Source organism: Halapricum hydrolyticum, from assembly GCF_025517535.1.
In the GTDB taxonomy this organism is placed as follows: Archaea; Halobacteriota; Halobacteria; order Halobacteriales; family Haloarculaceae; genus Halapricum; species Halapricum hydrolyticum.
Window position 1 is genome coordinate 28347 of sequence record NZ_JAOPKC010000004.1, and the last position, 23106, is coordinate 51452.

Annotated in this window: 18 protein-coding genes; 4 read left to right on the forward strand and 14 right to left on the reverse strand. The window is 59.6% G+C overall.

Features of this window, described 5'->3' with window-relative positions:
* Together OB916_RS05875 and OB916_RS05880 are read left to right on the forward strand one after the other, a co-directional pair.
* Nucleotides 1-1128, forward strand: coding sequence for a hypothetical protein (locus tag OB916_RS05875; RefSeq protein WP_315908359.1), 1128 nt, complete (start codon nt 1-3; stop codon nt 1126-1128).
* Between the two features lie 383 nt (nt 1129-1511).
* Entirely contained in the window at nt 1512-1973 is a 462-nt protein-coding gene (locus tag OB916_RS05880; RefSeq protein ID WP_315908360.1) for a hypothetical protein, read from the forward strand.
* Between the two features lie 69 nt (nt 1974-2042).
* Here the strand turns inward: OB916_RS05880 and OB916_RS05885 are convergent, their stop codons facing one another.
* From OB916_RS05885 to OB916_RS05920, 8 genes are all read right to left on the reverse strand, one after another.
* Nucleotides 2043-5291 carry a PD-(D/E)XK nuclease family protein gene (locus OB916_RS05885; protein ID WP_315908361.1) on the reverse strand — a complete coding sequence of 1083 codons (3249 nt, stop codon included), beginning with the start codon at nt 5289-5291 and terminating at the stop codon, nt 2043-2045.
* Nucleotides 5291-7384 carry a hypothetical protein gene (locus OB916_RS05890; RefSeq protein WP_315908362.1) on the reverse strand — a complete coding sequence of 698 codons (2094 nt, stop codon included), beginning with the start codon at nt 7382-7384 and terminating at the stop codon, nt 5291-5293. The genes OB916_RS05885 and OB916_RS05890 overlap by 1 nt, the downstream gene beginning before the upstream one ends.
* Nucleotides 7377-10124, reverse strand: a complete 2748-nt coding sequence (locus OB916_RS05895) for a DEAD/DEAH box helicase (protein WP_315908363.1) — start codon at nt 10122-10124, stop codon at nt 7377-7379. The genes OB916_RS05890 and OB916_RS05895 overlap by 8 nt, the downstream gene beginning before the upstream one ends.
* Complete coding sequence (locus OB916_RS05900) at nt 10121-11239, reverse strand: hypothetical protein (RefSeq protein WP_315908364.1); 1119 nt, start codon at nt 11237-11239, stop codon at nt 10121-10123. The genes OB916_RS05895 and OB916_RS05900 overlap by 4 nt, the downstream gene beginning before the upstream one ends.
* A gap of 324 nt (nt 11240-11563) precedes the next feature.
* Entirely contained in the window at nt 11564-12853 is a 1290-nt protein-coding gene (locus OB916_RS05905) for a site-specific integrase (RefSeq protein ID WP_315908365.1), read from the reverse strand.
* An 80-nt stretch (nt 12854-12933) separates the two neighbouring features.
* Nucleotides 12934-14664 carry a phospholipase D-like domain-containing protein gene (locus OB916_RS05910; RefSeq protein ID WP_315908366.1) on the reverse strand — a complete coding sequence of 577 codons (1731 nt, stop codon included), beginning with the start codon at nt 14662-14664 and terminating at the stop codon, nt 12934-12936.
* A 59-nt stretch (nt 14665-14723) separates the two neighbouring features.
* Complete coding sequence (locus OB916_RS05915) at nt 14724-16118, reverse strand: HEAT repeat domain-containing protein (protein WP_315908367.1); 1395 nt, start codon at nt 16116-16118, stop codon at nt 14724-14726.
* Between the two features lie 66 nt (nt 16119-16184).
* Entirely contained in the window at nt 16185-16880 is a 696-nt protein-coding gene (locus OB916_RS05920; RefSeq protein ID WP_315908496.1) for a protein sorting system archaetidylserine synthase, read from the reverse strand.
* Between the two features lie 114 nt (nt 16881-16994).
* Here OB916_RS05920 and OB916_RS05925 point away from each other — a divergent pair, with 114 nt between their 5' ends.
* Nucleotides 16995-17402 (forward strand): cupredoxin domain-containing protein, encoded by a 408-nt coding sequence (locus OB916_RS05925; protein ID WP_315908368.1) that lies wholly within the window; start codon nt 16995-16997, stop codon nt 17400-17402.
* Nucleotides 17403-17471: 69 nt separating this feature from the next.
* Here the strand turns inward: OB916_RS05925 and OB916_RS05930 are convergent, their stop codons facing one another.
* The 5 genes from OB916_RS05930 to OB916_RS05950 form a co-directional block, all read right to left on the reverse strand.
* Entirely contained in the window at nt 17472-18092 is a 621-nt protein-coding gene (locus OB916_RS05930; RefSeq protein WP_315908369.1) for a 30S ribosomal protein S3ae, read from the reverse strand.
* Nucleotides 18089-18343, reverse strand: coding sequence for a KEOPS complex subunit Pcc1 (locus OB916_RS05935; RefSeq protein ID WP_315908370.1), 255 nt, complete (start codon nt 18341-18343; stop codon nt 18089-18091). The genes OB916_RS05930 and OB916_RS05935 overlap by 4 nt, the downstream gene beginning before the upstream one ends.
* Nucleotides 18340-19461: a hypothetical protein gene (locus OB916_RS05940; protein WP_315908371.1), complete on the reverse strand. Its 1122-nt coding sequence runs from the start codon at nt 19459-19461 to the stop codon at nt 18340-18342. The genes OB916_RS05935 and OB916_RS05940 overlap by 4 nt, the downstream gene beginning before the upstream one ends.
* Nucleotides 19462-19926: a 30S ribosomal protein S15 gene (locus OB916_RS05945; RefSeq protein WP_315908372.1), complete on the reverse strand. Its 465-nt coding sequence runs from the start codon at nt 19924-19926 to the stop codon at nt 19462-19464.
* A gap of 314 nt (nt 19927-20240) precedes the next feature.
* A complete protein-coding gene (locus OB916_RS05950) occupies nt 20241-21161 on the reverse strand; it encodes a PLP-dependent cysteine synthase family protein (protein ID WP_315908373.1) in 921 nt (306 codons plus the stop codon).
* A 223-nt stretch (nt 21162-21384) separates the two neighbouring features.
* Here OB916_RS05950 and OB916_RS05955 point away from each other — a divergent pair, with 223 nt between their 5' ends.
* The gene (locus tag OB916_RS05955; RefSeq protein ID WP_315908374.1) at nt 21385-22257 is read left to right on the forward strand and encodes an aminotransferase class IV; all 873 of its coding nucleotides are present in this window, start codon (nt 21385-21387) and stop codon (nt 22255-22257) included.
* A gap of 22 nt (nt 22258-22279) precedes the next feature.
* On the opposite strand, the gene OB916_RS05960 is transcribed toward OB916_RS05955, so the two are convergent.
* On the reverse strand, nt 22280-23077 hold the full coding sequence (locus tag OB916_RS05960) for a CPBP family intramembrane glutamic endopeptidase (protein ID WP_315908375.1): 798 nt from the start codon (nt 23075-23077) through the stop codon (nt 22280-22282).
* Nucleotides 23078-23106 lie beyond the last annotated feature (29 nt).

The window sequence follows — 23106 nt, forward strand, 5'->3', positions numbered from 1 at the left end:
ATGGCGAGGCTATATCATATCAAAAACGATCCCTCAAACCTCTACCTCATACATCCGTTCAACGGCAATCCCAGGAAGATCAGCTGTGATCCAGTGGCACAGCGACTACTTGCTGAACTAGATTATGAACCGGAGGTACTGCATCAACGCCAAGGCGATAAGATTCCAGCCGACCTCCTGTGGGCCTTATGGGACACCGGTCTCATCGGCACCGACGACGTAGGCGAACAAGATCCAGATATCGGACGAGTACAGGAGAAGACAGGATACTCGGTTCCACTACAGGAGGCGGACGTTGAAGTTCTCAAAGAACTTATCCAGTCCTACACCGGGCAGTCGCGCAGGTCGCTTGAAGAAGTCGCCGAGTCGCTTGGACTGACGCTAAACGCCAATTCGGCCACAAATTCTCTCTCCGAAGGTAATTCTGAAGTCAGCAGCGAGTACAATTCACAGAGTGGATTGAGTAACAACATAATGATCGAGAAGCGTCTAAAAGCCGTGGGTGTCTCGGACATGATGTCCGCTCCGGCCTTTAGAGAGTGGTATGAGGAGACGGTCACGGGTCCACGAATAGAGGACTTCTTTCTCTCCAGTGAAACTACCCGGGCGCTTGTGTTTCTCGCACGGCGGACAGATGTTACCTCAGTAAAGTTGACAGGAAAGAAAGACTCTGAGCACATCCAGATAAGCGGTGACATCCAACCTAATGGATTTTCTGAGATGTCAGAGACAATTACATCAGTAACATTTCACACAGGTGATTATCTACTCCCGCCCGAGGACCATCTCACGGGCACTTGGGATGATGAGTTCCTATTTGTGAATTGGGACATATGTTCCTCCGCCTCACTCACCAGAACGGACGCGGAACTGGATCTATCCACAGGGGTAACCATCCACCCATCAGGTATCTCTGCGGTTCATACAGGTGTTGATGGTGGATCCGGTCACACCCAAGAAGAGTTCGTTGCCCGACGTCACCAGACTGAAATCGTGGATTTCGTACTTCGACAGCATATCAGTGATAGTGGCCTGTTCGCTCTTCCCGAATCCCGGAGCTATACCGAGTACACCTGCTCTGTTGAGTACACCGACTTGCCAGGCTCGAAACAAAACACCGACAAGTAATTCATACGACCAGTGACTATTCGACAGGTCAATGAGCGGCATTTTCCTCGCCACCGGCCTTGTTTAGACGCGGTGTAGCTCGGGTGAAGTGGCCGCTATCCGAAGAACGAAATCGAACAGAGAGGCTCTCATAGACTGATCCTGTTCAGTCAACACAAACGCTAACCCACGTTATCGGGAGCGTCTAAACAAGGCCCTCGCCACCCAATCGGGGGCAAATGACCAACCCGCGTCTGCATGCAGCAAGGGCCGACCCGAGGTTCTGTCAGAAACCGGCTACTGTATACATAGCCTGTAGTCATCATAGGATCGAAATATTTGGCTCTGGTTGAGGATACCAGCGGGAGTTGTATTTTTATGTGAGTGTCGTGAGTCGTGTAGATATGGTTGAGAAATACATCGGTATTCGAATAAAAGATACTCAAAGCAAGAATAACACCGGAGTCAATGACCGATATCACTTGGTTATCCGTCCCGAAAAGAATCCCTCTGTGTTCCGCACGTTCGATAAGCAGACAAGGAAGTCTAACGACGTAATCTTTCGTCAAGAGACTGTGCGAATGCAAGACGTTCCGACAAGAGTCGCCGACGTATTCGATCAGTACGTTGATGCGGCGGCCCTTGGTATGTCTCCAACCGGTAACTCTCAGACGCTTGAAAACGAGGAGGCGACGATTACAATTGAAGCAAACGGTAAAGAGTATAAATATGCCGTATACCGCCGAGAGTACGTTGATATCATCAAGTCAGGCGGCGGATCAACCATACCTGGAAATGTAGAACGTAGTGCCAAACAGCACATTCCCCGAGGCGCAAAATACCTCGGGGGCGGATCCGTTTATTAGTGAATGAAATAACAATCTTTTGATATGATGGCCGTTTCAGTGTGATGTATGATTAGTAAGTAGCACGGTTCACTCTACTCTTTCAGATACATAGCTATCAGCCAGTTCATCCACTAACCATGCCAAATCTTGTTTCGACCGAAGCGTTTCACCGTGCCCAACTAACAACAGTTCAGATCCACACGACAGCAACTGGTACAGCATCTCTGGTTCGGTCAGTGGCGGTCGAAGTACCCCATGTTCGCTCGACACCCCGAATGAGACGATCGCCTTCTCAGCTTGTTCAGACAACTGTTCAGGTAGAACAACAGGCACGTCGGACCCGGCTTCGTCCAGCCGCTTCCGGAGTTCGTTCGCGTGTGTCTCGAACGGCGTCACGACGACATCGGCACCGAACTCCTCGGCGACCTGTGCAAGGATCCGGGCCTCCGGCCGGTTGTAAAGGAACGCTCTCCCGAATTCGGGCGTTTGTGCCGCGTTCGAACGAACGACGACTCTATGATGGGTAGCATTCGCAGCATCCAGCTGGGCTTTCTCTTTTAGGAAGAGCGGCAAATCGTCCATCAAGGCCACCTCTCCCTCGTGGAGGGCCGTCGCATCGAGATAATCCATCGATTCGAATACTGACTGAACTTCGAACGGATTCGTGGTCGTATCCGAAGCATCAAAGACTAATTCCATCGGTGCACCCTGGCGTGCTCGAACTGAGGTCCGAACTTCGACCTTACTTGCGTCGATGGCCACGTCACCTTCGATGTCGAGGAACGAGAACGCTGTATCCGTCTTGTCCCACTCATCGTTTGGGAAGAGTTCGCGCACGAACTCGTTGGCTTCTCCTGGCAATCGGAGGCTCGTAGCATCTTCGACTGGGAGGTTCGCGTATCGGCTATGCGCCCAGGTAAAGTATGAGCGATCCAATCCACGCTCGGTCGCTTCTTCGCTCACCATTGATGGGCCGAGTCTGCGTGTATCGCCGATGGCTACGACTCGGTCGGCGAGGTCACTCAAGAATAGGTACTCCGGTTCAGTAACTTTCTCTGCGCCAAGTAACACGAGGACGTCGAAGTAGCGTGGGGAGTGGTCGCGGTCGCCGAAAGCACCCTCGACCAGACTGTGGAAATGTTCGGTCTCTAGAGCGTACTGAACCGACGACAGCAGGGATTTCGATTCCTTCCAACGGTCTTGGACCTCGTGGTACGAGTCTGAAGCGTGAATCGCAGTTTCGCCTGTACCCCCGTCGTCCATCCGGTAGTGATCTCCGTCAGCGGTCAGAACCGCTCGCTCTGCGAGTTCGACTTGTTGGGGTGTCGTACCGAGGACGAGTGCACGCTGGCCTTCGATGGAAACCGTGCCTTCACCGTCAATGAGCGGGTACTTAGTGTCGGTATCGACAAGATTCCTGACAAGGGAAACGAGAACTTCCGGGCGGTCGCTGCGTACTGGCACGTCAAGGAAGATCTCTTTGTTGTCGAGGAACTCGGTGACGGCGGTGGGTTCTTCGACCGTCGTGGCCCCCGTTTCGACAGAATTTGACTGCGTATCGTGAATCTGCTCGTGCTCGAACCTGCGGTTGTGCTCGCGGCGCTGTGCGTAATCCAGATACGCGAGGAACTTTCGGGAGACTGTCTCCGGTTCGAATGTTTTGCGGATTCGATAAGTAACATCATCTCGGAGGAACGCGAGGTGTGCCTGCACGTCGAACTGGAACCGGTATTCGCCATCGATTACGCCGAGGAAAGTCACTTGTTTCCCGACGGTTCCCTCTTCTTCGGGTTCCAGAATAACGGTATCCCCCGGAGCGAATGCGGGAACACGACGCTTCTCTGATTCGAACGCAGCGTAACCGATTGATACTCCGGACAACTTTAATCCCTGCAGTAACCGGCCGCTTGCAGCTAATATCTCGTCGTCGAGTTGTTCTAAGAGATCACTCGCCGTCTCGCGTCGGTCCTCCTCAAACTCTAGGGCCTTCCGGAGGCGGTTGTAGTGATCGACCCGGTCCGGGTCCCGGTATTCCAATCGCTGTTCACACTCGCTAAATAGCGAGCAGTCCGATACTACGCCGCCATCGGGGGCGGTTTCGGAGCAGGGCCATCGACGCTCCGTCTGACAATGGAACTTGCAGGCGGACGGAAGCGGTTCCCGTTCTGGGCGATCCTGACCGCGTGGGGATACCAGTTCCTCCTCTGTCCGGTGACGGCATCCCTCACAGTCTCGGTTGTACGGTGATGGCGGCCCAAAGGTCTCTCTGGAGCCCGCCACGCCGTTCCGCATTTTGAGCAGATCCCGAACGTCATCCGTGGTGAGTCGCACCTTTTCGAAGCGTACCGACTCAGTGTTCTTGATGTTCGGGTAGACGATGTACCCGACCGGAACGTCGTCAATATGTTCGGCAAGATCGTCACCGATGTCGGCGCGTTCAAGCAGGAGAGCGAACAAATACAGTTGCAACTGCTTGCTGTGATAATCGACGTTAACTGACTGTGACGTCTTGAAATCGTACGGAACACCGTCCAACACGAGGTCGATATCACCACGGTAGCCGTATCCGTCACCGAGCCTCCGCTCGGTCGATACTTCGCTCGCCTCAGCGACGTGGTCGCAGAAGGATTCGTCGGTGAACAACCGCGAAACAATCTCCATGGCGTCGTCTCGCCCCCAAAGGCCGATGCCTGAGATACTCAACTGAGCCATCCGGATGCCAAACTCCTCGTTGAGTACCTCTTGGACGTATTCCTCGGCGTTATCGTCGGTCCAGTCGTTGTTTTCGAACCGTCCACGGTGTTCCGTCAGCGCTCGCTCGGCAACTCGGTGGACGACGTCACCACGGAATCGATTACCGTTCACGGGGAACCGCGACGTGTACACCTTCTTCACGTAGTTCAGGTAGTACCGGCGCGAGCATTGCTCGTTGGTTCCCATCTCCCCTTTCCCGATTTGTAGGTCCGGCGACCTAACAAGTACGGACGTGACGTTGATATAGAGTCGCTCCTCATCGTCCCACGTCCCACGATGGGGTGTCCCTCGAACCAGGACGGTTTCTCCCCGAGAGAGCGTTTCCTCGTTCGATTGGCCCGTGCCGATGGCGTCCAAGACGTATTCCTCGGTCTGTTCGATTGCAGGGTGTGGCGGTTCGTCGGTCCACAGTGACAGAAATGTTGGGAGAGTCAGGTTCCCACGTGGATCGTCAAGTTCGTATAGAACTTTGCGTCCGTCCTCTCCGGGCATCGGATCGCCACGGATACGACAGCGGACGCTCACTTCCTCGTCTTCGAAACGGTCGTACTCGTCATGGATGGTTGCCAAATCGTATAGCATCAGTATCCACACACCTCCGACAGCAGTTTCCTACTGAGTAGTTTCGACTGGTATGTCCCCCCGTGGACACAATTCGGTCCTTCTGTCTCTAAGCAGTCGGGGCAGGCCGTGATGCACTGAACTGTCACCTCTTCGAGACGCTCGCCAAGTTCGGAAAGGTCGCGGCGATTGGTTCCGCGGGCGAACCGCTGGTAGGTCTGTTTCACCCGCGGGTCATGGATGAGTTCCCGATCGAGGTGAAGCAAGAGATCGACTGACCGCGGCGTACGTTCGATAGTCTCTGCCACCTCATCGTATCGGTCCGCGACGTACGCATAGAAACGGGCAGTTTCCCGTGTCTCGAACAAACTGCTGATACGCTTTTCGGCCTGTGACGTGAGGTCTTCGAGGTTGTACGCGTCGGCGTGGGCCCCAACTGCGGTGTCACGAGCATCGATCAATCGTCCGCGGAAACCAGTCATCTCATCGTCGCTACTTCGATCCTCGTAGAGGTCGTAGAGCACGTCCCCGTTTGCATTCGATAGCAGTTCGAGAACTGTTCGGTCTGCTGCGCCGGTGTGGCAAGCGCCCTGGGCTGCGAGTCCGGCATCCAGATCTGGGTTTGCAGTCGCCTCAAGATAATCGTAAACTTCCGTAGCGATGCCGGCACCACCTTGGATGGAGTCGTAGATGCCGACATGGGCGATGTCATCGTCGCGTTGCTGGAAGTTGACGTCGTACCAGAGTTCGAACGACCCGCCCGCTGGCGTCGCCTCCGTCGCCCACGTTGAGAGGGCGTGTTCGATGGAGTGTATGAGTACTTCCTCGGCAAAGTCGAGCAGTGTCTCACGTTCACGGCACTCTGCAAGTAGTCCCGAAATCATCTCGTCGTGCTCACGGAGGATTTCGAGTACCCGAGAACTGCTGGCATCGTCGTACCCCATCAGAGTGAGTCGTTCCGCTTCGGGGGCAAGCAGCGTCGAAAGCAGGTCCGACAGTTCTTCAGTGCTTAGTTCAAACACTGAGTCGGCGTCGTAATCCGGATGTTCACGTGTCCAGTAATCGGCCGCTATCAGGTGCTTCACGAACGGTTCGACGGCGAAGACGTGCTCCAGAATACCCTCCTGGAAGAATAACTGCTCCCATGCTTCCTTATAAAGAAGTGCGAAACGAGTATCCCGCTCGATATCGGACCGTTTGCTGAATACACGCGCAGCCTGGCTGCGCACTCGGGCGCGGTTAACATCCATCAACAGGAGTTGACTCTCTTCGAGTGCCCCAACGAACGCTCGCTGGTCCTCACCACCGTGTTCGTAGGAGAGTGTCCGGGATATCGTGTCGTTGTTCTCCTTTTCGTACATCGTCAGCAGCGATGCGTAGTAACAGCGCAGAAACTCGGTCTCGGGTTCAAATTGATAGCTCTCAATGACTCGACTGTCATCGACGGATGTCCGCTCGCCTTCGGGCTCTGAACGGTAATGGCGGAACCACAGGTAGTTAGTGGTCGGATCGCTTCGTCCCAACCTCAGCGTTCGCCCCGGTGGATTCTGATCTGCGAAGATATTCTGGAGCCCTTCATGCCAACGATATTGCGTGTCGTAAGGGAGGCGCTGGACGTGCATCTTTCTGGGGACGTAAATCGTCACGTCCTCAGTTAGGAGTTCGTAACCGGTGTAATCCTCTCGCTCTGTTTTGAGGAGGTCGGACAGTGGGAGTCGCTCGTCGAATTCGAACATCGGTGCGATATCTGTCCGGCCAGGATGTTCTTGAACTGGATCCCACCGGCCCTGCCAGAGGTTGAAGTTCTCCCAGCGCTGTTTATAGCCCCCGGGAAGGTAACTCCCGAGCATTTGTTCAAGATTTTCGGTAGCGAGCGAATCGTGGATGTCCTCCTCCGGGTCTCGGTGGACGACACGGATGTTCCCCCCGACGGATTCCGGGATGAACGAGTCAGAAACCACGTATGGAGGTTTTGCGACCGGATCCTGTTCGAAGATATTCGGCAGGTGGAGAAACGGGTAGCCAAGATCTTCGAGATCCTGGAGGTGCTGCTGGATTCCTTCCAAGCGACCGAGACGGTCGTCGTCGTCCAAGGATCTGCCGTTATTACTCATCAGCGTCACCCCGGAGTTCATCGGCAAGTTCGTCGATGTGGGTTGAGGAACCGGTCGCCTTAGCCTCTCCCACAGCATCACTGAATGCCTTCCAGAACGCCGTTTCGTCCTGGCCCGGGGCGATGGGTTCGTCCAGTAAATCCACGTATTCGTCGAGTTCGTCAAGTACCCGCTCGACGCCCGACTCGTCGGCGTCGAACGCGGAAACCAGCCACTCGCGCAGATCGTCACGCCGTCGGTTCAGTTCCTGTTCGAGGTAGTCGAAATCGGGTCCCTCGTAGTTCGAGTTCCATCCTCGGTAGATGCGAGTGGAATCCACGGTGTCGTGAACACTGAAGTAGTCGAATATCGCGGCAGTCATGTGCTCTGCGCGCACGAACTGGTTCTTTTCGTCGAGCGGTACTTCCAGATGCTCGTCCCGGGGGTTACTGAGGTTCTCCGAGTGGTGAAAGTAGAACGAATCCGTCGAGGTCGAACCCAGAACAACGACAGTCACCGGTTTGTCTTCTGCATCCCGTCCGCCTCGGCCCTTCCGCTGGAGGAAACTCGGGACCGACATCGGTGCTCTGTATTGGAAGGTTCCGATGATGCTCGGGTGGTCGAATCCGACTTCCAGCGCGCTCGTGGCGATCAACTGATCCCAGTTGTCACCGGGGTCACGCGGGTCGGTCGGCCGCTGACGCTTCCCGCTTTTGTGAATCGCCATGTCCATCGGCTGGAGATCCATCACATCGCGCATTGTCCACCAACACTCCCCGTCTTCGTAGACCGAACAGGCATTCAGATGAGGGTTCGGTGTGACCTGCTCACAGACAGCTGACTCCAGTTCTCCTAACTCCGGATCGGCACCCTCGCGGAATTTGGCGCTCGGACAGTCTGGGTTCGTTCCTTCACCATCGAGGAACGCGTCTGGCCGACGCAGACGGAACAGTTCCCGTTCGCGTTCCGCGTCCTCGACGTTGCTACCGAGTCGTCCCACCGAATCGATGGAATCCACGAATCCCAAGATCCGGTCCTTGTCCACGTCCAGTCCCGGACGCGAACCTGCGGCCTCCTTTCGCATGGTGTGGTAGAATGCGAAGGCAATCTGGATCATACACGAGAGATTCGACGCCGTCGTCCGTTCGAGATCGTCCCATTGATCTCGTGGCTTAAATACTGAATCGCCGACGGGGATCGCAACATCCCGCGGTTCGGTCGCCTTCACAAACAGCATGTATTCCGAACCGAGCCTCTCCGTGTCCTCTTCGGAGGGGTGGATGTGCTCAGCCTCGTCGGTGTCGAATATTCGTTTCGTGAAATCGATCGCGTTGTGAATGGTCGCACTTGAAGCGACGAGCATTGGCGTCTGTCGGGATTCCTTATGACGCACACCTTGCTTGAACCGACGGACCACGTTCGAAACGTGCATTCCCGACTGTTCAGTGTAGACGTGAACCTCGTCAAGTACCAGGAATTTCGTGGGGTAAGGTGACTGCCAGAACGCGTCGTTTCCGTATCGATCCATCAACCGGACGTGCAGGGAGTCCTGGGTGGTAATAATAATGTCCGCCGGGGCGGCTCGGTCGGTCGTTGCCCAGTCGAGTTGGTGGTCGTCGTGACGGGAACAGACGAAGTGCCCCTCGTCGTCGTCCGGTTCCATCTTCGTCTCGTCATCGTCACAGAATGGGCATTCGATTTCGACGCTACCGCGGGAGCCGTGTTGGATACCGACAGAAATCGGCGCTCCTTGGAACGAGGCATGGGCTTCGTTTGCCTGTTCGTTGATTGTAAAGACGTAATCGACGAGCCGTTCGAACTGGTTGTTACACAGGTCTTGACGGGGATACGTAAGTACCGCCTTATTCCCCGAGATACCCGCACGCCACGCCGTATGGCAGTACGCCAGAGTCGGGAACAGGAACGCCTCAGTCTTCCCACCACCGGTACTGGCCGTGATGACCTGCGAACGCTCCGGTTGGTCGGTCGAATCGGTGACCGAATCGACATACAGATCGACAAAAGCGTCCGTCTGGTACTGTGCCATCGTCTCGAAATCATCCGGGAGGCCCTTCTCGAAGAATTCACCCATCACCTCGACGGTCTCTCTCACTACTTCCCGCCAGTCGCTGCCGAGCGTCTCGTCGAGTTCGACTGCGGGTTCGACGTCATCACCGCTAATCCGCCGGTTCACCTGTCGGAGTGTCTGTCCGAACCCGGGCGTTCGGTCGGGATCGAGAATCGGCTGGTTGCGATCGATGATGTCGAGTTTGACCATCTTGACCAGGTTCGGCGCGAACCCATAGTCTGTTAGGCCGTCCACGTCGATTCGCTGTCGAACGAGAGCGAAGTAGCGTGCTATCTCCGCAACACGACTCCTGACGCGCTGTCGGTCGGAAACGTAAATGAGCTCGTCCCGGTTGTTCAACTCCTCGATGAGCCGTTCGAAGATCTGCATACCCAGCCGTTCACGGGAGTAATCCAGTGTCTCCATAAACACGGCATCCGATTCGAGAACTTCGGTAACGAACACGCTATCGTCGGCGAGATGGTTCTCACGGAACCAGTCGAAGATGTTAGTCAGCGCGACTGCCGCATCGTAGTTACCAGCGTTCAATTCCTTCTTACACCGTTCATCGATCTCTCGCTGGGTTTGTGCTCGGATGCGCTTGTGAAGTGTCTCGTGTTCTTTGGTAAACTCTTCCCAAAGCACTTCCAGTTGATTCGTTCCCGGTATCTCCGTTTGGTTCTGGCTGCTCACTCCAATCGAACCTCCAGATCTACTATTTTGTCCTGCAAGAAGAGATCCTGCAGGTCGTCGAAGAGTTTCTCGGTCGGTCGGTCCAAAGATTGTGCCGTCCGCCGTACACTCCCGTCGTGCTTCGCCAGCACCTGCAAAAGCTGCTCTGTATCAGAAGTCATTGTCTCATTTTCAATGAGTCGCTCAACGGAATTCTCGATTGGCCCTAATTGGAACGAGGTGAGTCGGGGACGGAGGTCTTTCTCTACGTCCGCTCCAACTGAAAGATTACTGTCTTCGATTGTGGTGATCAACTTTTCACCGAGTTCGTACTTTTCTCGGCGCTTTCCGGTAAGGACGACAATATCAGCGTACGTCTCTATTACACCACCTACGGCTTCCACGTCATCGAGTGTAGTACTATCCTCTTTGGGGCGTGTCCTAACTGGTTCCAAGTCGGGGACGTCTGAAACACGTTCCGTGATACTGATGGCGTCTTTGTTGACACCCACCTGCACGAGGCCGGCGAGATCGTCCGTGTATTGTTCCTGGAACGATTCGGCGAGTTCGAGACCAACTGCAATGTATACTTCCGGTGAAACTGCGTCCCGAACCGCTTGGTCAAATTCACGAACCTTCCTTTCGATGTCGGCTAATTCGATACGGTCGCTGTCGAGAAGTTGTCCGTATTTCCCTGCACTTGTGAGCCTCTCCAAAGCTTGCATCTTTCGTCGCAGCGAGGACTGGTCGGCTGCGACATCAGCATCGGCATCTTCGATACATGCTACAAGTGCGTCGAACCATTCTCGGCGGATACTCACCCGGCGTTCGATAACGCCTTCGTGATATTCACGATACGCCTGTGTTACCGAAGCCAAGAATGTTGCATTGTCGGCGGTGTGATTGGCTCGTTCAAGTTCCGTTTCCGTGACCTCGTATACTGAATCAAAACTCTGAGTTGTCTCTTCGATCTCCGTCAACGCGCTAATGTACTCTTCCGAGAGGGGTTCCTCGGTTTGCTGAACGATCTCGTGGTTCTTCCACGCTTGTTTCAATTGCTCATCTGCACATGCTACTGCTTCCTCAAATGCATCCCAGATATCGGCTTCTTCGTTTCCTGCGTCAGAGTGGGACAAACCCCATCACCATATGCTAAGAGAGTGTCGAGTCGGTCGCATAAACCTTGCTACGGTCACGGTGTCTTGTATCCAGTACGTCGCATAATTCAAAGCAAACGCAATTGGTTCGCGTAACTCTATTGTTGAACCGTAGTAGTCGGTTATACCCACCCCCCTTCTCCCGAGCACGGCGGAATACAGGATGAGAATTAATACCCCGTCAGTTCAGCCAGGCATAGCATCAACAGTATTGCGACAACCCCCTATTCGAAGTTTGGTGGGACCCTATTGTGTCCCCGTCATCTTGAACATGCGCCAGATGGCCCACCAATTAGCGTATGGTCATTTTTTGAGCGGGTTATTCGAATCTTCAGTCAGTTCTATATCGTATCCTTCACGAAGCCACTCTGTAAATTCTTCATTTTCAGCTAACTCATAATCTGCTTGGTGGTGTTGATAATTCGCCCCGAAACTTGTAGACAAAATTAGATGTTTCACCTTCTCGATCGCTTCTTCTGGCAAGTTCTCGATGTTAATTATTTCCATAATTTCATCATGTGATCCTGGTGGGTCTCCAAGTCCAACACGTTCTACCAGAAATGATCTAAATACTGCGTTAACCCACGAAAACTGTTCGCGTGGCAGACGCTGCATTGTTGGCGTTGTGCCTGACATACCTGCATACTTCTTATGCAGTGGGTCATTTTCGGGGTCAATTAGCAGTTTCGAGTACAGCTGATACCAGCCAGCAGGTTTCTCATCGACCCTCACAGAGCAATACGGGCAGTTTCGAGCGTCATACGGAATTTGCCGTCCGCAACGGGGGCAGTCCTGAAGTTCCGGCTCAACGGTACCTGATTCGGCCTCAATACCTCTCGCCTGCAACACAGACGCGATCTTGTCATCCTGAGTCACGTGACTGTATCTTTTCATCTGATTGCTACCTTCAGCCCAATCTAACGTGTGTTCAATATCCATATCGTCATATTCAGGAGATTTCTTCATATACGTGACCCGAGCGTGGCGAAAGCAATGCACATGCACGCGGTCTTCGTCGATATCAGCGTCTTTAGCCGCCTTTTTCAATTGTCTTCGCACTGCTTCAGACGACATGTGTTCTCCGTAGTGCGTCTGCTTATCAGTTCTACAAAACAAGGCCGCGTCGGGGTTATCACTTCGTGGGTGCTCATGTAACCAGTTGTCCAAGTACCCCCTCGCAACCGTTACCGGTTTTTTATCTCCGCCAGCGCCCTTATCTCCAACGACATCGGTCGGAGCCGACAGTAATCCGTACTCGTCATTCACTTCCTCATAGTCTTTAACTCTCAGCGACATTAGCGCGGTCGCCCGCCACGCACACTCCCAACAAACCGCGATAACAGCTTTCGTCCGAGGTTTATCCGCTGCATCGATTAAGTCCCACACTTCATCCTTATCAAGCACCCATTCTTCGTCGATTTTTCCTTGCTTAACCGATGGAACGTCAATATCAGATAGCGCATCAATATCCCGTGCCTGTCCAAAGTCCTCCACAGTTCGCAGGTATTGACGGCGCGTCCCGTCAGAATACGATTCTCCCTCACCCTTGTTTTTTTCTGCCAGGTCTGCCATCCCTAAATTGATATCGTCCACGTCACAGTCTCTAAGTGGCTTATCTAGCACTTCGGCCAATCTCCGCAGGCGACCAACGTAGTTGAATGCGCAGCTGTAGTCTACGCGGTCAGTAACGGAATTAGCATACAGTCGCAAATCTTTGCGGTCCTGTTCCTTCGGAACACGATACTCCCCATCCTCGTTTTGTTCCGTGATGGTTCCCATCTCATGTTCGTACTGTTCTTTGTAGCTGTTCGGGTCGTCTCCAGACGCGACCATACACAGTAATTGGATTGATGGTATAACAACCTATGGACAGCGTTCCAGTTGAGGCTGCCCAGCACGACCGTGTCACTGTCGATGACGACGCCTTTCGCGTGGACCTTCTCGTAGCGGCCGCTCGGATCGGCGAGTCTGGTCGACAGCCGGAGGTCCTCGCGCTCGGCGACTGTCCCGAGATACTGCACCAGCCCGCGGTTCTCCTCTTCGGTGTACCACGCACTCGAGAGCAGGATCTCGACCTCGACGCCCCGCTCTGCTGCTGCGATCGCCTCCTGGAGCAGGGGGTCGTCGCGTCCGCCGATCGAAACCTGGATGATCCGGATCGAATCGGTTGCGTCCGCCAGCAACTGCTGCACGCGATCGGCCGCGTTGTCCGGTGCGACCAGCAACTCCGTCCGCTCGACTGCGACCGATCGCGACTCGATCCGGGCCGGGTATCGACCCCGCGAGGGAGCCGCCGGCTCGGTCGAGACGTCCTCGCGAAACTGTGCCCAGGACGTGACGTCGTGGCCCCGGCTGTCGGCCCGGAACGTTCGGGATAGCCCGCTGACGACTGCCGGCGAGTCGACGACGGCACCCCACCCGCGACTCGACGCGCCACCGACGCCAGCCGGTTTCCAGTTCTCGGTGAGCACGATCGCCCGGTCGTCCACGACGGCGTATTTCGGGTGATGGAACCGGTAGCGTCCGCCGCCACCGAGGACGCGGACGGTGACGTTCGCCGCGATCAGCCGATCGAGGACGGCCGCGCTGCGGTTTGTCAGCCCTCCCACCGGTGCGCCGTCGACGAGCACCTCGACCGCGACGCCGCGCTCGCGAGCCGCGATCAACTGCTCGGCCACGCGCTCGGAAGTGAACGTGTATCCCGCCAGCAGAATCCGCCTGTCCGCACTGTCGAGGACGTCGATCGGGACGCCCGGCGAGTCCGGCAGCGCGAACGCTCGCACCGATCCCGACTCGCCGACGACTGGCTCGAAGGCCGTCGAACCGAGCGGTCGCCACCGCCGGTCGCTGTCGGGCCGGAGTATCTCGCCTTCGGGTGCGTTCTCGTACGTGATCGTATCGACCGTTCCGTTCGCGCCCGAGAGTGTCAACGCGTCACCGGCGTTCGCGAGGGGGACCATTCTCGGCCACTCGACGATCGGTCCCTGCACTTCCTCCGGGACGGCGCTTCGATTTCCCGTCAGGACGACTCGAGCCGCGGCTCGCCGATCGGGGAGTCTCGCTTCCCGATGCTCGTCGGCGAGTCGGTACGTTCCGAGATCGGTTACGCTGGGGACCGTGAGCACGAGATATTCTCCCTCGTCGCCGTGCGCGATCGGATTCGGGTAGACGGCCGTGATCTCCGGGGCCGTCGTGTTGTCAGTCGCCGTGATCTCCGGGGCCGTCGTGTTGTCAGTCGCCGTGATCTCCGGGGCCGTCGTGTTGTCAGTCGCCGTGATCTCCGGGGCCGTCGTGTTGTCGACTGCCCCAGGCCCCTGGTCCGGCGTCGCCACGGCGACGGAGACGAGTCCAGCGGCTATGGCGAGTGTGACGACGAGCAGCACCACCCCACTGGCCCGGAACACGTCACGGGGTCGTGTCGGATCCGGATATAAAGATCAGGACGACGCGCGATCTTGTAAGATCAGGACGACAGCGCGGCCTTTTCAGCCTCGACCTGGACGAGATACGAGTCGTCGGCGTTGTCTTCGACGGCCTCGAAGGCACGCTCGGTGCCGATCTGGATCAGTGCCCACGCCGCGCTTGCGCGCACAGTGTCTTCGGGATCCTCGGCCAGGACGTCCGCGAGCGGCTCGATAGCCCGCGTGTCGCCGATCCGGCCGAGCGCCCGGGCGGCCGCAGATCGGATGTCGGCCTCCTCGGCTGCGAGGCGGTTCGCGACCGCCTGCGTCGCCTCCTCGCTGCCGATCGCACCGACCGCACGTAGCGTCGTGAGTTGCAGCGTGAGGTCACCGTCGCCCTCGATGAAATCCAGCAGCGTATCCAGCGCCTCGGGATCGCCGATCTTGCCGACGACCGTGATCGCCTTCTTGTTTCGCTTGCCAGCCATCGGGAGCACGTCGTCGAGCGCCTCCGGCGGCGCGATACGGGCCAGTGATTCGAGGATGTTCTCCTCCATGAAGTGCTCTTTCCCGCCGGGCAACTTCTCGAGGGCCAGCAGGATCATTTCGATCGCTTCCTCGTCGCTTCGGTCCTGCTGGTACCGTTTCTCGTAGATCTTGACCGCGTTCCACTCGGGCGGGTAATCCCTGCGTGCCTCCGGACCGAGTACGTCGTAGAAGCCCTCGGCAGTGAGCTGTTCGCGGACCGTCAGGTCGTCCCAGGACTCGGCGGCGTCGATATCGTCTTCGAGGTCGTCCGCCGCGGTCAGCAGCGCGTCGATCGCCTCGGCGTCGAGGCCGCGGCTGAGCGGATCCCTGGCCGTGGTCGAGAGGGTCTGGGCCACGCCGTCGAGCAGTTCGGCCGCGTCGCTTTCGACCGCTTCCTCGAACAGTTCGGCCGCGTCGGTGTCGACCTCCTCGTCGAGCAACTCGGCCGCACCGTCGGCGTCGATCTCTTCGTCGACCCGATCCAGGACCGCCGTCACGATCGAGGTGTCGATCTCCTCGTCGACGCGGTCCAGAAACGCTATTACGGCCGAGTCGACGGCTTCGCTCCCGTCTTCAGTCCAGCGCGTCTCCCGGATCGTCGCGACCACGTCTTCGACGGCGTCCACCACGTCCTCGGTGTACTGGACCCGGTGTGCGTCCAGGTTCTCCTGCAGCTCCTCGATCTGCTCTTCGATCGCCTGCTTGCGCGGGATGCTTCGCGTCGTCGTCCCGGGCAGGTCCGTCGCGTCCAGACTCTCCCTGAGGTCTCCGATCGTCGCTTCGATGTCTTCGAGATCCGACTCCGTCTCTGCCGCTTCGAGTGCCTCGCCGACCTCCGCCAGCCGCGTTTCGAAGTCGCTGACGTCGGTCAATTCCACCTCGTCGGCCTCGTCCTCGTCCGTCGCGTCTTCGTCGTCCCCGTTGCTCATGCCCGTGAATGTGACTGTCTCGGGCAAGAGCGTTTCCCTTCCGGCTATCGCGCACGGAGCGCTGTCCTACCGTGCCCGCGGATACAGCATCGGCGCGAGAAGCAGGTACGCAAGCGCCGCCGCGAGCAGGGTTCGCGGGAGCGCACGCGCGAACGCGAGCGGTGCGAGCACTGCGCCGAACTGGACGACGCCCATCGCCAGGGCGTCCCGCTCGCTCAGTTCCGGATACTCGATCGAGGTGATCATCAGGTAGACGAAGACGCCGGTTGCGCCGAGCAAGAGCGCGGGATCGGTCACGCCCGAGAGATACGCCGCCGCCAGGACCGTCGCCGCGAGCGTCGTCTGGACGCCCCGGGTCGTCCGGTCGTCCAGATCGTAGGCGGTGTACATCCCCAGCCGGACGACTGCCGCCGCGACGTACAGCGCCGGGACGGCGAGCGTCACCACCTCCGGTGCCGACAGTACCCCGAGATCTAGCCCCCACGCCCGCCTCGCGATGGCGTAGACGAACACCGCGGGCGCGACGCCGAAGGAGGCGACGTCGGCCAGCGAGTCGACGTATTCGCCGACCTGGGTGCTCCCGTGGACGCGCGCGAGGACGCCGTCGAGTCCGTCCGCGATCGCCGCCAGCAGGATGAGTCGTGCGGCAAGTCCCGGATCTGTCGTCGCGGCCACGGCGGCGGCAAAGCCCAGCGCGGCGTTGGCGACGGTCACGACGTCGGCCGCGCCGAGGCGACCGAGAAACCGGGGCCGGAGCTGCATATCCATCCCGTCGCCGAGGGTCGCCTTAGTCCGTTCGATCTCCGGGTGTTCCACTGCCGGCTGTCGAATGGTTCCGACCGAGACCTCTTTGTCGTCGAGCCCCGAGGAGAGCGTATGAAGCGACGGACGTTTCTCGCGACCGGCGCGGCGACGCTGGCCGGCGGCTGTCTCGGCTTGGGAGCCGGCGAGTCCGACTACGACGTCGGGATGACTTCGATGTCCTTCGAGCCCGAGACCCTCACTGTTCCGGTCGGCACGACGGTCGTCTGGCAGAATACGAACTCGCGTGCCCACACTGTCACGGCCTACGCAGGCCGGATCCCCGACGGGGCCGAATACTTCGCAACTGGGGGATTCGACGGCGAGACTGCGGCCCGCGAGCAGTGGTTCGAAAGCGGCGGAGGCAACATCTACGGCGGAGAGACGTTCAGCTACACCGTCGAAGTGGCCGGCACCTACGAGTATTTCTGTATTCCGCACGAGAGCGGCGGGATGGTCGGGGCGATTGAAGTTACCGAGTGATCGATCGCAGAAGAGGGCCGTCGACGTGTCGGTGCGGAAACAACTGCCGAAACGTCGTTTCGAAAACCGTTACTCTTCGACGTCGACGCTGGTCTCTTCTTCGGCGGCGACCTCTTCGGGTCGGGCCTCCAACGTCGCCTTCTGGATCTCGACGCGGCGAAGCGGGTAGATCGTCTTGGCCTCGTTGTAGATCGCTGAGGAGAGACGACCCTCGACGACGCTATCGATGAGGTCCTCGAAGGTGTGATCGGTTGCAGTCTCCTTGACCATATCGATCATCGTTCGACGGATGGCCTTCTCCTGGCTCTCGTCGGCGCTTTTCGTGGTGAGCGCGACGGGCTGGATCTGGACGCGGTAGTCGTCGGTCGTCAGGACCGTGATGAACGCCTCGATCTTCGAGGAGCCCCGGCGGACGAGACTTCGCATGTAGTCGCGGGTGAGTTCGTGCTTGACGAACTCGGTGTAGGCGGTGTCGCTGCCGACGTCGTTGATCTTGAACGTCAGTTTGGTGTTGTTCTCGCTGGCGTCACTGCGGAGTTCGCCCAGCGTGGTCTCGATCTGTCGGTCGTAGAGCTGTTCGACTTCTGTTGCCGGTGTCGAACCGAGTTCCTCCCGCCCGAACTGCTCGGGGGCGAGGACGGTATACCACCGTTTCTGCTGTTTCTGCTTGGATACGGATCGTTCGCTCATGTGTTATCGTGGTTGTCGTGGTTGGTCGTACACTGTGCGGCTACGTGGAGATTGACGACGTAATCGTCCGCCGTCGAGTGCAGTCCACTGGTCGTCTCCCGCGTGATTTCAGTCTCGATCGCCTGCCCGTGGACGTCCGTCGACATCTCGTCGGTGTTGTCCGGCCGAACTGACGCGGCGATTGCCTCGGGATCGTCGTGGGTCGTCCGGACGACGAGCTCCCGTGTCACGCCTGGATCGCGTCGACTCATGTCTGGATCGCCTCCCTGACGGCCGTGATCACGTCGGCGGTCTCGGCCTCGACAGTCGCGACCGCGCGCCGTCGCGTTCCGAACGCGGTTCCGTCGCCCAGCCGGCTGATCGCCCGCTCGAAGACGGCTTCCAGATCGACCTCGGCCTCGGGCGTCGCGGCCGCAGCGGCCCGGCCGTCGGTCAGCGCGAGCACGACCGGTTCGGGCGAGCGGACGTCCCGGAGCAGTCGCGCGACCGTTTCGACGGGCACGTCGCCGTCGTCGCGAGCGACGAACAGGCCGTCGTACCGGCCCGTCGTCGCCGCGTCGACCGCGGCGTGTGCACTGCGGGCGTGGCGTCGCCAGGCCGAAAGCGCGGCCTCGCGAACGTCGTGGCCCAGCGCCAGCGCGACGGCGGTCCCGGGGTCCTCTCGAACTGTGGCTTCGAGCACGTCGGCGTAGCCGCCGATCGTCTCGAAGGGGCCGCCCTCGAAAGGCCGGAGCGCGGCACCGATCGTCTCGGCGACTCGCTCGCTTGGGCTGCCTTCGAGGGCGGCCAGCGCGAGCAGCGAGGCGACGCGCCGGTCGTCGTCGGCTCCATCGTCGATCGTCTCCAGCGCGTCGGCTGCGGCCCCGGGATCGCCCGAGAACGGCGCGTGCGTCAGCGTCGTGTGCGCCAGCCCGTCCGCGAGGTCATCGGTCGGCACGGCGACGCCGGGCCGCCGTTCCAGCCCCGTGATCTCCGCGAAGTCGGTCGCCGTCGGCGCGTCGGCCATCCGGGACCCGGCCAGCGCGAGCGTCGGATCGGCGCTCTCGGCATCGAGTTCGCGCGCGGCCCCGAAGGCGGCCGCGCTGGCCGATCTGGAACCCGAAAGCGCGAGATCGCCGTCGATTCCTGTCGGGCCGATCGCGACGGTCAGGTCGGCCTCGGTCGCGCGGTCGGCGCTCGCCCAGGGACGTGCGACGGTCACCTGGAACGGGATCGAGTTCCCGTCGAGCGCGCGGGCGAGGAGCCCGGCCCCAGCCAGCGAATCGGCGTCGGCACCAGCGACGAGCCGAACGAACTCGGCCGTCGCGAGCGTGCCGGCGACGTCGCTGGCTGCGGGGGCGTCCTCGCGGGAGCGACCGGTGGTGGACATCTACTCGAGGTACTCTTTGGCGACGTCGTAGCTGTAGGTGAACTCCTCGTCGAGTTCGTCGCCGCGGTAGTAATCCACGAGGCGACGGATCTTCGACTCGGTGTTCTGCAGAGCGCGCTTGTTCTGGTGGTCGCCGGGGTGCTCGTCCATGTGCTCGCGCAGGCGGACGGCACGCTCGAACAGGTTGTAGAGGTCCTCGGGGAGTTCGGGGTCGGTGTCGTTGTCCTCGAGGATCTCGGTGATCTTCTTGCCGGTCGCGAGCTTGACGTCCGGCACCGGCGTGCCCTGGACGCCCTCGTCGCGCAGCTTCAGCCCGATCTCGCTGGGGCTGTGGCCGTCTTCTGCCAGCTCGACGACGCGCTCCTCGATGGCGTCTTCATCTACGTCACTCCACTCCGGCGGTTCGTCCGCCACGGGCTTGTCCGAACTGGACGAGCCGCGGCGGCGTGTATGCATTCGTGCCATTGTTCTGATTGGAACGACACTGACCGCGATTCGTGTGGCGTCGGAGTGACCGTTGTACCGAGTTCCCGGCACGACCGCACTCGTGCAGTCGGTCCGGCAGAGACGGACAACGGTCACTATCGCTCGCGCGTCGGCAGTGGAGACTGCGTTCGGCGCGTGACGCCGGACACGTCCGCAATCCCGAGCCGCCCAATCGGACGGCGTGTCAGATTTGCGGTCGTGTGTTCCCGTCTTCCTCTTCGTGGGCGGCCACTAAACGGTTTCTCTTTGCCCGGCGAAGCTCTCGGCGCTCCGGTTCGCACCAGCAGCGGCGTTCACGCCTGTTCGTCGAACATCCCGGTGGACATGTACCGCTCGCCGCTGTCCCAGAAGACCGTCGCCACCAGCGGCGGGTCCTCGCTGTCGCCCGGGTCGGCGAGCCGCTCGGCGACGTCCCGTGCGACCACACCCATCGCGCCGGAAGACTGGCCGACGAGGATCCCCTCCTCGCGGGCGAGTCGTCGACACTCCGCCTCGGCGTCCTCGATGGTGACGGTTTCGAGTTCGTCGATCAACTCCACGTCGAGGATCTCACTGACGAAGCCCGGCCCCATCCCCTGGAAGTCGTCGCTGCCGGCCTCGCCGGTCGCGAGCACTGCGTTCCCCTCCGGTTCGACCCCCACGATCGTCACCCCGGGGAACGCCTCGCGGAGCCGCCGACCCGTGCCGGTGATCGTCCCGCCGGTCCCGATCCCCGCGACGAAGGCGTCGATCGTCCGGTCGCCGACCTGCTCGAGGATCTCCGGGCCCGTCGTCTCGTAGTGCGCCTGCGGGTTGGCCTCGTTCTCGAACTGTCGCAACTGGACCATTCCCTCTTCGCGTTCGAGCCGGTCGGCGACCTCGCGTGCGCGAGTCATGTCGCCCTCGATCAGGTGCAGGTCCGCGCCGTAGGCGCGCATGATCTGCTGGCGCTCGATGGACTTCTCTTCGCTCATCACGATCGTGACGTCGTAGCCTTTCGCCGCGGCGGCCATCGAGATTCCGATACCCGTGTTACCGCTGGTCGGTTCGACGATCCGGTCGCCTGGCCCGAGCTCGCCCGCGTCCTCGGCGGCTTCGATCATGTAGGTGGCCGGCCGGTCCTTCGCGGACCCGCCGGGGTTGAACGACTCCACCTTCGCGGCCACTGTCGCGCCTTCCGGCGACTCCAGCTCGACCAGGGGCGACCCCAACGTCTCCAGGATGTTCTCTTTCACTGCTCGGGTGTATGCTACTTGAGTCCCTTATACTGTCGACTGTCCCAAGCGTTGCCTCTGTGGGATCGTCGACCGCGTCGATCCCGACCGCCATAGCCGGACTACACGATCCCTGTAGAGACAGCCGGACCGCACAAGCCCTCGACTGCCATAGCCGGACCGCACAAGCCCCCGACTGCCATAGCCGGAACGCACAAGCCCTCGACCGACCAACCGCGTCACGATGCAGTATCATCTCGACGGGAAACTCGTCCCCGAGGAGGAGGCGACTGTTAGCGTCCGCGATCGCGGGTTCGCCTACGGCGACGGGGCCTTCGAGACGCTGCGGGCCTACGGCGGGACGATCCTGGCGTGGGACGCCCACGCTGACCGCCTGGAGCGGACCGTCGCCACGCTGGGCTTCGCGGAGGCGATACCCCCGCGCGAGGACCTCCACAAGCGAGTCCGTGAGACGCTTGCAGCGAACGATCTGGCCGACGCCTACGTCAAGCTCTCGATCACGCGCGGGGTCCAGCCCGGGAAGCTCACGCCCGCCGAGCGGGTCGATCCGACGATCGTCGTCCAGGTCTCACCGCTGCCGCGTGGCGGGACTGACGGCGAGAACGTCTGGGACGAGGCCGCTGTCCTCCGGACGGTGGCGACACGGCCTGTTCCCGACGAGTCGATCCCGTCCGACGCGAAGACGCACAACTACCTCGACGGGATCCTCGCCCGGCTGGAACTGCGGCGGACGGGCGACGTCCAGGCCGACGAAGCACTCATGCGCGACCCGGACGGTTACGTGGTCGAAGGCGCGACGAGCAACCTCTTTTTCGTAGACGACGGCGTCCTGAAGACGCCTTCGACGGAACTCCCTCTCCTGCCGGGCGTCACCCGATCGATCGTGCTCCAGCTCGCCGGCGAGGAGGGCCTTCCCGTCGAGGAAGGCCGTTACGCCGTCGAGGAAGTACACAGGGCCGACGAAGCGTTCGTGACGAACACGACCTGGGAACTCCGCCCGGTCGAGACACTCGACGGCGTCGAGATCGGAGGCGGGCCGATGACGGCGTTGCTCTCACGGCTGTACGACCAGCGGGTCGAACAGCTGTGCTATTGACTCTCGTGGGCGTCGTGAGCGATCAGAAGGGAAACAGGACGACGAGCGCTTGCTGGGGGAGGTCGTGGGTCGCGACATACCACTGCGCAGCGAACTGCATCGCGTTCCAGAAGCCGTGGATCACCGCGGGAACGACGATGTTATTCGTCAACTCGTAGACTGTGCCCAGAACCACACCGAGGACCGCTGCGACAGCGAGATACGTGACGATACCGCTGGCACCCTGTCCGAACGTCGCGACGAAGTGAGCGATGCCGAAGAGCGCACTCGCGATCAGAATCCCCGGAACGATGCCGTAGGCGCGCTTGAACAGCCGCTGGACGACCCCGCGGAAGAGCAGTTCCTCGCCCGGGCCGACGAGCAGCAGATTGATCGGGATCAGATACAGGAAGAGTTCGGGATTCTCCTGTCCCATCCCGACGACGGAGTTCTGCGCGATGTCGACACCGATAGCGCTGATGATGACGCTCAGGACCGCATTCAGGACCAGCAGCGCCAGGAAGCCGCCGACGACGTATCCGAGGTCGCGGAGCGTCGGAACTCGAACACCGATCAGCGACCACTCCTCGTACCGGTAGAGATAGGCCACGACGACGAGTATGAAGCCGATGAACTGCCACGACATCCCGACGGCGTTGGCAACTGGCGTCAGGCCACCGTCCGGGAGCCTGATGTCCACGAACGGCGCGAGAAGCAGGACTCCCACAGTTGAAAGGACGAAACCGCCCACGAGGAACGCGGCCACGACGACGCCGATGCTGTGCCCGGCCGCCCGGAGACGCGTGTCGAAGTCTCCTACCTCGACGTACTTCGAGTCCATCTTCCCGCTCGACTACTGGTTGAATCCGT

Excerpts from the sequence above, each read along its gene's own strand:
- OB916_RS05875 (WP_315908359.1), top strand. The coding sequence starts at position 1 with ATGGCGAGGCTATATCATATCAAAAACGATCCCTCAAACCTCTACCTC.
- OB916_RS05880 (WP_315908360.1), top strand. The coding sequence starts at position 1,512 with ATGGTTGAGAAATACATCGGTATTCGAATAAAAGATACTCAAAGCAAG.
- OB916_RS05885 (WP_315908361.1), bottom strand. The coding sequence starts at position 5,291 with ATGCTATACGATTTGGCAACCATCCATGACGAGTACGACCGTTTCGAA.
- OB916_RS05890 (WP_315908362.1), bottom strand. The coding sequence starts at position 7,384 with ATGAGTAATAACGGCAGATCCTTGGACGACGACGACCGTCTCGGTCGC.
- OB916_RS05915 (WP_315908367.1), bottom strand. The coding sequence starts at position 16,118 with ATGAGCAACGGGGACGACGAAGACGCGACGGACGAGGACGAGGCCGAC.
- OB916_RS05920 (WP_315908496.1), bottom strand. The coding sequence starts at position 16,880 with ATGCAGCTCCGGCCCCGGTTTCTCGGTCGCCTCGGCGCGGCCGACGTC.
- OB916_RS05925 (WP_315908368.1), top strand. The coding sequence starts at position 16,995 with ATGAAGCGACGGACGTTTCTCGCGACCGGCGCGGCGACGCTGGCCGGC.
- OB916_RS05930 (WP_315908369.1), bottom strand. The coding sequence starts at position 18,092 with ATGAGCGAACGATCCGTATCCAAGCAGAAACAGCAGAAACGGTGGTAT.
- OB916_RS05935 (WP_315908370.1), bottom strand. The coding sequence starts at position 18,343 with ATGAGTCGACGCGATCCAGGCGTGACACGGGAGCTCGTCGTCCGGACG.
- OB916_RS05940 (WP_315908371.1), bottom strand. The coding sequence starts at position 19,461 with ATGTCCACCACCGGTCGCTCCCGCGAGGACGCCCCCGCAGCCAGCGAC.
- OB916_RS05945 (WP_315908372.1), bottom strand. The coding sequence starts at position 19,926 with ATGGCACGAATGCATACACGCCGCCGCGGCTCGTCCAGTTCGGACAAG.
- OB916_RS05955 (WP_315908374.1), top strand. The coding sequence starts at position 21,385 with ATGCAGTATCATCTCGACGGGAAACTCGTCCCCGAGGAGGAGGCGACT.
- OB916_RS05960 (WP_315908375.1), bottom strand. The coding sequence starts at position 23,077 with ATGGACTCGAAGTACGTCGAGGTAGGAGACTTCGACACGCGTCTCCGG.